The organism is Longimicrobium sp. (assembly GCF_036387355.1).
Classification (GTDB): domain Bacteria; phylum Gemmatimonadota; class Gemmatimonadetes; order Longimicrobiales; family Longimicrobiaceae; genus Longimicrobium.
Window position 1 is genome coordinate 1 of the sequence record NZ_DASVTX010000358.1, and the last position, 10,337, is coordinate 10,337.

Annotated in this window: 8 protein-coding genes; 7 read left to right on the forward strand and 1 reads right to left on the reverse strand. The window is 72.3% G+C overall.

Features of this window, described 5'->3' with window-relative positions; all coding sequences use genetic code 11:
- The 6 genes from VF665_RS15610 to VF665_RS15635 all read left to right on the forward strand — a co-directional run.
- The coding region (locus tag VF665_RS15610) for an Ig-like domain-containing protein (RefSeq protein WP_331054365.1) at positions 1 to 661 on the forward strand (661 nt) is incomplete at its 5' end.
- Positions 662 to 1,139: 478 nt separating this feature from the next.
- A complete protein-coding gene (locus tag VF665_RS15615; protein ID WP_331054366.1) occupies positions 1,140 to 2,159 on the forward strand; it encodes a glycosyltransferase family 2 protein in 1,020 nt (339 codons plus the stop codon).
- On the forward strand, positions 2,156 to 3,388 hold the full coding sequence (locus VF665_RS15620; RefSeq protein WP_331054367.1) for a glycosyltransferase family 4 protein: 1,233 nt from the start codon (positions 2,156 to 2,158) through the stop codon (positions 3,386 to 3,388). The genes VF665_RS15615 and VF665_RS15620 overlap by 4 nt, the downstream gene beginning before the upstream one ends.
- A gap of 213 nt (positions 3,389 to 3,601) precedes the next feature.
- A complete protein-coding gene (locus VF665_RS15625) occupies positions 3,602 to 4,933 on the forward strand; it encodes a hypothetical protein (RefSeq protein WP_331054368.1) in 1,332 nt (443 codons plus the stop codon).
- Between the two features lie 39 nt (positions 4,934 to 4,972).
- Positions 4,973 to 6,070, forward strand: coding sequence for a glycosyltransferase family 2 protein (locus VF665_RS15630; RefSeq protein ID WP_331054369.1), 1,098 nt, complete (start codon positions 4,973 to 4,975; stop codon positions 6,068 to 6,070).
- 5 nt (positions 6,071 to 6,075) lie between these two features.
- Positions 6,076 to 7,296, forward strand: coding sequence for a glycosyltransferase family 4 protein (locus tag VF665_RS15635; protein WP_331054370.1), 1,221 nt, complete (start codon positions 6,076 to 6,078; stop codon positions 7,294 to 7,296).
- 516 nt (positions 7,297 to 7,812) lie between these two features.
- On the opposite strand, the gene VF665_RS15640 is transcribed toward VF665_RS15635, so the two are convergent.
- Positions 7,813 to 9,093, reverse strand: coding sequence for an acyltransferase family protein (locus VF665_RS15640; protein ID WP_331054371.1), 1,281 nt, complete (start codon positions 9,091 to 9,093; stop codon positions 7,813 to 7,815).
- Between the two features lie 250 nt (positions 9,094 to 9,343).
- On the opposite strand from VF665_RS15640, the gene VF665_RS15645 reads away from it, so the two are divergent.
- Positions 9,344 to 10,337 (forward strand): hypothetical protein (locus VF665_RS15645; protein WP_331054372.1); only part of this gene is annotated, 994 nt, incomplete at its 3' end.

Sequence of the window (10,337 nt, forward strand, 5' to 3'; positions counted from 1 at the left end):
CGCCCCGTGGACGGGTGGCGCCCTCAGCCGTGCGGCCATGCGTGAACTGGGCGAGACGGCGTGGGCCACCGACCCGTACTCCATCCCGGAGCGCTGGGGCGCGTTCGCCAACGACCAGGGGGTGGGGCTCACCGTCTTCGTGCCGTCGGCGTATCCGTATGCCCTGGGATACCGCACCACCGCCCCCGGCGCGTACGGGACCAACTACTTCTATCCGCAGGCGCACTTCGGCATCGGGCCCGGGACCGTCATCGAGGCCGACATCTACCTGATCGCCGGCGACGTGGCGGCCGCGCGCCAGGCGGTGTACGCGCTGCACGGCACCAGGCCCGTACGCGACATCTCCTCCCCCCTGACCGTCCTCCATCTGCGTCCGGGGACGGTTTCCGGCGTGGTGGAGGTCGCCGGGACGGCGTTCGACAACGTCGCCGTGGCGCGGGTGGAGGTGCTGGTGGACGGCCGCCCCGCGGGAACGGCGCGCTACGGGCTGCCCGCGCCTTCACTGGCCGGCGAATACCCCGACCACCAGGCAGACGCCGGGTTCGCCTACTCGCTCGACACCCGGGCGTATCCCAACGGCCGGCACACCGTCGCGGTGCGGGCGACGGACCGCGCCGGGCTCGCCACCGTTCGGCGCGCGGAGGTCACCGTGGCCAATTGAGGGGCCCGGAACCGCGCCAGTGAACGCCGCCGCCGTGCGTTCGGCGGACGCGCCGGTGGACGACCCGCCGGCGGGGCGCGCGCGCACCGGTATGCCCCCCGCCGTCGTTCGCGGCCGGGTTCCGCATGCCGGGAAGGGGCAGGGTACGACGCTCCCATGCCCGGAACCATCGCGAAGCAGCCCGACGGTTTCTGTCCCCATACCGGATGCCGCCGGGCTGTTCACGATGCGTTCGCGGCGCGGGCGGCCGGCCGAAGGCCGGTCCCGGGTTCCATGACGGGAAGGAATGGCGTGCAGGGCCCTGCGGCGTGACGGAGCCCGCGTCGGTGCAGCCGCCGCGGATTCCCGGCGTGCGACGGGCCGGAGGGGGCAGTGGAACGCCCGGCGAGGGGTGACCGTTGCTGGTGAGCCAGAAAGGAACTCGGGTGCGAATGGGTGGATGGCGTCTTGAAGGAGGGCCGCGGGCCCGGGCCCGCGTATGACGGCCGAACCGCTGGTGAGTGTGGGCCTGCCGGTGTACAACGGGGAACGCTACCTGCGCGAGGCCATCGAGAGCATCCTGGCGCAGCGGTACCGGAACCTGGAACTCGTCATTTCCGACAACGCGTCGCAAGATGGCACTGAAGCGATCTGCCGGGAGTACGCGGCCCGGGACGCGCGGGTGCTGTACCACCGCTCCGCGAGCAACCGGGGAGCGGTGTGGAATTTCAACCGTGTGTTCGAGCTCGCCCGCGGCGAGTACTTCCTCTGGCAGGCGTTTGACGATGCCCGCCACCCCGAGTATCTGTCGCGGTGCCTGGACGCACTCCGGGCCGACCCGCGGGCAGTGCTCTGCTGCACGGGGATCCGGCTGATGGATGAAACCGGGGCGGATCTGGCGCCCGGCGAGTTTCCCGTGGGGATCCGCCCCGTGGGCGCCACTCCCGAGCTCCGGCTGGATGCGCTCGCGGGGTCGACCTACTGGTACGACTTCTACGGAATGGTGCGTGCATCGGCGCTGGCCCGCACCCGCATGTGCCGGCCGGTGTGGGGGTTCGACGTGGTTCTGCTCTGGGAACTGTGCTTGATGGGGCCGGTCGTCGAGGTGGCCGAGCCGCTGTTCTCGTACCGGATCTTTCGCCGCAAGGCGGGCACCGAAGCCGCCGCCACGCTGGGTGCCTCCAGCGGCCCGGGGCCCATTCCGCTGAGCTGGACCGAGTTTTCCCTCGAGATGCTCCGCGCGATCGCGGCGTCCGCTCTCCCCGCCCGCCGGCGCCACGGGCTGGCGGCCCGCTTCCTCCGCGGCTTCGTGCTGGGAAACCCGCTGCTTCGCGGGGGGATGGATGCGCGGGACGTACGCCTTGCGGCGGGACGGGCCCTGGCGCGCAGAGACTACCGCTCGCTCAGCGAAATCGCGCTTCTCGCGGCCTGCGCGCTCCCGCCTCGGCTGGGCTTGCGGGCAGCCGCGAGCGCGCGCCTGCGGCTGCGCCGGGCCGTGCACCGCGGCCGGGCGCCATGAGGATCGCGGTCTGGAACAACCTGCCGAGCGGCGGGGGAAAGCGGGCGCTGTACCAGCAGGTGCGCGGACTGCTGGAACGGGGGCACGAGATCGCCAGCTGGACGTTGAGCACGGCCGATCGCGCCTATCTTCCGCTGGACTCGCTGGTCCGTGAGCACGTGGTCCCCTTCGTGGACGCCGAACCCCGCGGCCGCGGGCGCGTGGCGAGGCTGCTCGGCGGCTCCAATACGGCGAGGCGCATTGCCCGCATGCACGAGGCCTGCGAACGATGCGGCCGCGAAATGCGGGAGCGCGGCGTGGACCTGGTGTTTGCCGCCTCCTGCCGGTTCTACGGAATCCCGTTCATCGGGTTGCACTCGGGACTGCCCACGGTCGCGTACGTCCAGGAGCCGAACCGGGTGCTGTATGAGGCCGGGCACCTGGGCGGGGAGATGCTGCCATGGGTCGCGCCGCCCGCCGGCGACGGTCCCCGGGCGCGGCTGCGGCGCGCGGTGGAACTCGAGATGGCGGCGCTCGGCGCGCGGGAGGAGTGGCGGGCGGTCCATGCCCTCGACCTTCTTCTGGTGAACTCGCGCTTCAGCCGTGAGTCGTTCCTGCGGGCCTACGGCGTGGAATCGCGGGTGTGCTACCTGGGCATCGACACCGGCCTGTTCCGTCCTCTGGGACTGCCCCGGGAGCGGTACATCCTCGGGCTGGGCTCGTTCGATTCCATCAAGAGGGTGGACCTGGCCGTGCGTTCCGTTGCCCTGCTCCCGGAGCCCCGCCCCCCGCTCGTGTGGATCTGCAATTCGGGCGACCCGGCCTATACGGCCTCCACCGTCGGGCTCGCCCGGCACCTGGGGGTGGAACTGCGGATCCGCACGGGCGTGCCCGACGGGGAAGTCGTCCAGCTCCTGAACCAGGCTTCGCTGCTGCTGTACACGTCGCGCCTGGAGCCTTTCGGCTATGCCCCGCTGGAAGCCAACGCGTGCGGCACGCCGGTGGTGGCGGTGGCCGAGGGCGGGGTGCGCGAAACGGTGGCGGATGGGGTGAACGGCCTGCTGGCCGAGCCGGACCCCGCGCTGCTGGCGCGGGCCATGTCGCGGCTGCTGGGCGACACGGACGCGCTGGAAGCCGCGGGGCGGCGCGCGTCGGAACACGTCGCTTCGGAGTGGAGCCTGGAGGCGAGCATGGACCGGCTGGAAGCGAACCTCGTCCAGGCTCTCGGCCGGTCTCGACGCTCGCCGTAACGGGACGGCAGCGCGGAGGCAGCAGGCGGGGTGCTCGCGGGATTTCGTCCCCGGCCCGGCTCGCGGCGCGCGACGGGCCCATCGGCTGCCGCGGCGCACCGCACGGTGAACGGGTCGGGACGGCGCCCGCTCCGCATTGCCGCATCGCGCTCCACACGTTCCGCGGGGGATCCGCCCCCGTCGGGCCAACGACGCCGCTGCAAGAAAGCCGGCATGACCAGATTTCGATGGCTCGCGGCCCCCTGCTGGATCGCGTCGCTGCTCTGTGCCCCGGCTTGCCGCGGGGATCAGGGAACCGCGCCGTCCGGGGACCGCACGCGGAGCTCCGAGGCGGGGAGCATGCTGTACCTGGAGCGCATCGACGGCGGGCAGACGTCGCGGCTCGGGCTCGACCTCCGCGCGGGCGGAGTCGTGGCCGAGCTCAGTCTGAACGGCGAGAACATGGTGAACGCGTTTGACGTGGGGCGGCAGGTGCAGCTCTCCCTGTACGACGGCGACGAGCCGGGCGGCGACCTGTGCGCCGGATGTTCGGGATCGTGGCCGTGGAACCCGGTTCAGGGGGGCGACCGCCATGGGCACGGCAGCGCCGTGCTGATGTGGGGGCGCACCGACTCCACCCTCTGGGTGCTTTCGCGCCCGAACCACTGGTTTCCCGACAACCGCGGGGGCGGCCCGGCCGCCCCGGTCGTTTCGGACATGATGTACCAGGTTTCCGTGTCGGTTCCCCGGGCGGAGCGCGGGGCCTTTCTCGTGCGCTACCGGGCCACGCACCTGGGCCGCGACACGCATGGCGCGGCCTGGCAGGAGGTTCCGGCGGTGTACGTGAACGGCGATCTGGACACGTTCACGTATTACGAAGGCACGTCGCCGTGGACGGAGGGAGCCGTCACCCGCGGGGCTGTACGGGACATCGGCGATGCAGCATGGGCGGTTACGCCCTATTCAATCCCGGAACGGTGGGCCGCCTTTGTGAACGACCGCGGCGTGGGGGTGACGGTGTACGTTCCCGGAGCCTACCCCTACGCGCTGGCGACCCGCATTCGCGACCCGCAGTCCATTCGCGGTTCCGCCGGGTGGAACACGCAGTATCTGCAGCCCAAGGCGTACTTCGGCGTGGCCCCGCTCGAAGTGCTGGACGCGAGCGTGTACCTGTTCGCGGGTACTCCTGATGAGGCACGGCGCAGCGTGTACCGGCTGAACCGGGAGGGTGGCGTGCGTGACATCTCGGAGCCGTATGTCGTCCTTGATCCGCCCGGCGCCCAGCCCGTTTCCGGCGTCGTCACCATCTCGGGAGCGGCGATGGACAACGTGGCCGTGCGCGCCGTGGACGTGCTGGTGGACGATGCGCCGGCCGGACGCGCGCGCACCGGTCTGCCGGCCCCCGCGTTCGCGTCCGAGTTTCCGGACGCCGCCGGGAGCGCAGGTTTCGAGTACAGCCTCGACACCCGGAACTATCCCGACGGAGACCGGAAGGTGTCGGTGCGAGTCACCGATGCCGCCGGGCTTCTTACGGTGCGTACCATCCGCCTGCGGGTGGACAACTGAATTCCGAGAATCGGCGTTCCATGAGGAGAGGGTAACGGCATGCAGGATCTTGACGGCGTCACGGAGCCCGCGTCCGTGCAGTCGCCGCTGGTTTCCGTCATGATTACGGCCTACAACCGGCCGGAGGAGCTGCGCGACACTCTGCGAATCCTGCGCGAGCAGACCCACCGCCCGCTCGAAGTGTTGGTGGTGGATGACGCTTCGTCGGCGGACCTGGCGGCGGTGGTGCGGGCCGAGTGGCCGGACGCGCGTTTCTGGCGCAACGACCGCAATCGAGGATACATCGTAAACCGCTCGTCGCTCATGGCCGAGGCGCGGGGCGACTTCATCCTGAGCCTGGACGACGACTCCAGCCTTACGCGTCCCGATGACCTGGAGCGGGCGCTGGCGCGCATGGCCCGCGAGCCGCGCCTGGGGGTGCTTAGCTTTCTGGTGCACGAGGGGCTGGAGCCGCCGGCCCCCGCGCCCGAGCCGCAGCGCGAGCGCTACGTGCAGAGCTACATCGGCTGTGCGCACCTTCTGCGCACGGCCATGGTACGCGAGCTGGGCGGCTACCACGATTTCTTTGAATACTACGCGGAGGAGGCCGAGTACTGCCTCCGCGCCCTGAACCACGGGTGGAGGATCCTGCTCTTTCCCGAGGTGGTGGTTCACCACCGCCTGTCGCCGGTGGGGCGCTCCGGGGCCCGCATCTGGGGCTACGGCTTTCGAAACAGCCTCTGGTCGGTCACCCTGCACATGCCGTTTCCGCGGGTGGTGGGCGAGGTGGGGTGGAAGCTGCTGGTGAACGGCATGGAGATGGTCCGCATCGGCCAGCCCCGGTGGGGGGCATGGGCCCTGGGCTCCTACCTGCGCGGCCTTCCCGCGGTCATGCGGCTGCGGCGCCCCCTCACACGCGATGCCCTGCGCGCCTACGACGCCCTGCGCTTCCGCGAAGTGCACACGCCCGACGAACTGGAAGCCGCGTCCCGGCTGCGGGTTGGCGAAACCTGGCGTTGGTTCACGCGCACGTGGCGCACGCGCCGCCGTGCGCGCCCGTTCTGGGACCGCCGCGACGGGGGGCTGGGTGTCTCGGTCTTCGTGGCCGACGACCAGCCGCGGGCGCCCTCGGCCGGGCAGGAGCCGCGGCCCCGGTGAAGTGGGTGGCCGTATTCAACGGCGCGCGCGACCAGTACCAGGTGCCGCTGGCAATGGCGCAGGCCGGCCGGCTGGAAGCTCTGGTGACGGACTGGTACTCGCCCCTGGACCGGAGCTGGGCACGCGCCGTCCAGGCTGCGCTCCCGGCGCGCGTGGGCGCGGCCCTGCGGCGCCGGTACGCACCCGGGCTCCCCTCCGCGAGGGTGGTCCCGCTCTGGAGCCAGGCCCTGCGGCAGGCGCGGGGCGCGGACCTCGCGCGCGTGGACGCCGCCCTGGGCGCGCACGCCGGGCGTCTGGCCGCGCGCCGCGGGGCCGGGCTGCTGGCCTACAGCTACTACGCGCACGACGCGTTTACGGCGTACGGAAGCGCGGGGCCGCGGGTGCTCTTTCAGGTGCACCCCCACCCCGCGTCGCTGCGGGCGCTGTTCCGCGACGAGATGGCGCGCGTTCCCCAGGCCGACTCACTCGCGGGCGAAGAGGAGATGCGGGACGCGGGGGAGCGGTTCGGGCGGCTGTCGCGGGAGCCGCTCTTGGCGGACCTGTGCATCGCCGCGTCGCGCTACACCGGCCGGACCCTGGTGGAGAACGGGGTAGACCCCGCCCGGGTGCGGGTGGTGCCCTACGGGGTGGACGTGGAGTACCTGCACCCCGCCGCTGAACGCGCGCCGGGGCCGCTGCGCGTGCTGTTCGCCGGCCAGATGGTGCAGCGAAAGGGGCTGAGCGATCTGCTGACGGCGTGGGGCAGCCTCGGGCTCCGCGACGCGGAGCTGACGCTGGTGGGGCGCGGCCGGTTCGACCAGGGGGTGCTCCGCTCGCACGAGGGTTCGTTCCGCATGGAGACCGACGCTTCGCGCGCGCGGCTCCGGGAGCTGTACCAGCAGGCCGACGTGCTCTGCGTCCCCTCCCTGGCCGAAGGGTTCGGCCTCGTGTACCTGGAGGCGCTGGCATGCGGCACCCCCGTCATCGGGACGGTGAACAGCGGGGCCGCGGACGTGGTAACGGAGGGGCGCGACGGATGGGTGGTCCCCATCCGCAGCCCCGACGCGCTGGCGGAGCGGCTGCGCTGGTGCCACGAGAACCGCGACGCCCTGGCGTCCATGCGGGCGCACGCGCGCGAAACCGCGCTTCGGCACGACTGGGCGGCGTTTCGCGCCGGGGTGGTGGCCGCCCTGCCGGGGCCGGGCGCGCCGGACGATTTCTCCCGCGGACACAACGGAGGGGCGTAGCGCGAAGCGGGGCTCGACCGGCTCTGCCGCACCCGGACGGGAAGCCCGGCTGGATGCGGGCCTTGCCTGAGCAGTGCGTCCGCGCTCCGCCGGCGCCGGGAGGCGGAAGGGCACGGCAGCCCTGGATGCCCGGGCGGGTGCGCCGGAGCATGGGACCGGCCGCCGGAGGTCCCGCCGTGCACCAGGCCGGGCCGGGGACAACGGGCGGCGTTTCCGGTTCAGCCTCGCCCCGGGGCTGCGTGGCCATCCCATCCCCGACGTCCGGAACGAGGTTGAGCGCGCGGCCGCCGCCTGGGCGGGGCCGCGCCTTTCGTGCGGAGCGCCGGCGGAGTCCGGAGACGCGGGCGGTGCGATGGGCGGGGTGCCCCAACCCACGGCGGGCGGGCCGCGGTCCGGTTTCCCTGCAGAATCCGCTCATTCCCGGCAGCGCCGGGAATGAGCGGATTCAAAGGTTCAGCAGGTCGCCCGGCCCCGCCCCGGTTCCGCCGCGGGCCTGCCGCAACGGGGGGCGGAAAACTACCGGGCGGCGGGGCCGCTGCGGGCACGCAGGGCGGGTTCCGTGCTCCGGGCCATGAGCGCGCGCGCCTGCCGCTCCACCCAGTGCCGCACCTGCACCGTGCGCGCTTCCGTCACCTGCGCCAGTGCCCAGGCATACGCGAGAACCAGGAGCGTAAGCGGCACCAGGAGCGCAAGGTGCAGCGTGTCGGGCTGCCAGCGCGCCGCGCCGTTCCTCGTGAGCACGGCCGCCAGAAAGATCACCAGCGGCATGTGGGCCAGGTACAGGGTGAACGAGAACGCCGCCACCGTGCTCCCCGCCCGCGCGTACGCCGGCGGCCGTGCTCCCGCCTCGCGCGTGCTCCCGCTCTGCACGAGCGTCCACACCAGCGCGGCGAAGCACACCCCCAGCGCGCTGTCGCTCAGCAGCGCCGACGAGAATGCGTCCACGCGAACCGCGACCAGCAGTGCCGCGAGCCCGGCGGTGAGCACGGCCAGCACGGCGCGGCGCAGGCGCGGGCGGCTGGCCAGCGGCGCGGGTGCCACCGCCACGGCCACGCCCAGAAGCCAGATCAGGAAGTACACCCGGATCACCGGACCCACCAGCAGCGCCACCGCGGCCGCCGCGACCAGGCACGCGGCCCGGCGCACCGGCCGGCCCGGCAGCGCCGCCAGCAGCAGGGCGGGGAACAGCACGTAATACCAGAATTCGTAGCTCAGGCTCCAGAGCGGGGCGTTGGAGCCGAACGGCGGAGCCGTGATCTCCTGCAGGAAGAACGCGTTGGCCGCCGCGGTACCCGCACCGATGCGGTCCATGACCGCGAACCCCATGAAGGAAGCGCCGGGCTCGCCGGTGTACACCCCGTCCGCGCCAAACAGCTTCAGGCCGCCCCGGTCCCACAGCGCGCCCAGGACCAGCGTGGGAACCAGCACCACGTACAGCCGGGTCAGCCGCTGCGAGGCGTACCATCCCCAGGACCACCGCCCCTCCTCCACCGCGCGCAGCACGCTCGCTGAAATGAGCAGGCCGCTCAGCACGAAGAAGACGACCACGGCCGCGTGCCCGAAGCCCGTGGCAAAGTACACCAGCCGCGCGGCCAGCCCCGCGTGGGCGGCCTGGACCGCGGGATATTCCACGAAGAGCGCGGCCCGGAGGTGGTTCCACATGACGACGAGCGCCGCGACCCCTCGGATCAGGTCCAGGCGCTCGGATACGGGCGCGGGAAAGCGGAGGAGCGCGCCGCGGCGGAGCGGCGCGGGAAGCCGCAGCGGCGCAGCGGCGGTCGGGATGCTGGAAGGCATGGTCCCCGAGAAAGAGGTGAGAAAACCGTACGCGGCGGAGGGCTGAACTTAGCCTGTCCACACGTGGAAGCGCAATCCCCGCAAGTACATGCGCGCCGCACCCGCCGTGCACCGGTGTGGCGCCGCCGGCGCCGGGCGCATAGATTGCGCGCGGTTCCCGAGCCTGTTGCCGCAACCCGTGCACTCCGCGCCGTTCGTGTCCCTGCCCGCATTCGCATCCCAGCCCCCCTCGCACGCGGGACGGGGGTCCGTGGCGCTTGCATGCGCCGCGGTGGCCGCCTGCGCCGCCGGCGCGGCGGTCGGGATCGCCGACCAGGCGTTCATGGGCCCGGAAACGGTTCTGTGCGCCGTTCTGGCGGCGCTGATCCTGGCGCCGGTCGTGTACCGCGCGGCGAGCGGCACCTTTGACCTGTTCGAGCCGGTGGTGCTGGTTTCGGCGATCTACCTGCTGTACTTCGTGGTGGGCCCCCTGATGCGGTTCGCCACCGACCGCATGGTGTTCGTTGGGTACGATTTTCAGCAGGCGTACCGCGGCGGGCTGATGGCGGTGGGGGTGGTGGTCGCGTCGATGTGGGCGGGCTACGCCGTTCCCGTGGGGCCCGCGCCCGGCACGGCGGTGGCGCGGCGCCGGGTGTGGGACCCCGCCGCCGCACGCCGGATGGCGTGGGCGCTCGCCGGGCTGGCGCTGCTGGGAATGGTGGGGTGGTCGCGCATCGCGGGCCGCTCGCTGGGCACCTTCTTTCTCCCCGGCCTGTTCGGCGCGCTGGAAGGGGGCGAGGGGGGCACCGACGTGGCGTACCTGTTCCTTGCCATCGAGTGGTTCATCCCTGCGCTGCTGGTTCTGGTGATCTCCGGAGGGCTGCGCCGCCGGTGGTCGCTTGCCGCGGTGGTGGTGCTGGTGTCCATCGTCTACGTCTCCATCGGCTTCCGGTACCGCCTCCTCGTCATGTGGCTGGCGCTGGGCATTCTGCTGTACCTGCGCCGCGAGAGCCGGCCGCGGCTGGCGGTGCTGGTGCCTTCCGGCGCCGTGATGTTCCTGTTCGTGGGCTGGCTGGCGTGGGCCCGCACCTTCTTCCGCACCGGGGGCGCGGCCGGAGGGCTGGACCTGAACTTTGCCGACGCCATCGAGGGCGCGCTCAGCGACACCCGCATCTTCGAGACGTTCTGCGTCGTCATGCAGCGGGTGCCCGCGCACATCGACTACGTGGGCTTTGCGCCGCTTTCGTACATCTTCATTCTCCCCA

Coding starts and splice junctions, on each gene's coding strand:
- VF665_RS15630 (WP_331054369.1), top strand. CDS start 4,973: ATGCAGGATCTTGACGGCGTCACGGAGCCCGCGTCCGTGCAGTCGCCG.
- VF665_RS15615 (WP_331054366.1), top strand. CDS start 1,140: ATGACGGCCGAACCGCTGGTGAGTGTGGGCCTGCCGGTGTACAACGGG.
- VF665_RS15620 (WP_331054367.1), top strand. CDS start 2,156: ATGAGGATCGCGGTCTGGAACAACCTGCCGAGCGGCGGGGGAAAGCGG.
- VF665_RS15640 (WP_331054371.1), bottom strand. CDS start 9,093: ATGCCTTCCAGCATCCCGACCGCCGCTGCGCCGCTGCGGCTTCCCGCG.
- VF665_RS15625 (WP_331054368.1), top strand. CDS start 3,602: ATGACCAGATTTCGATGGCTCGCGGCCCCCTGCTGGATCGCGTCGCTG.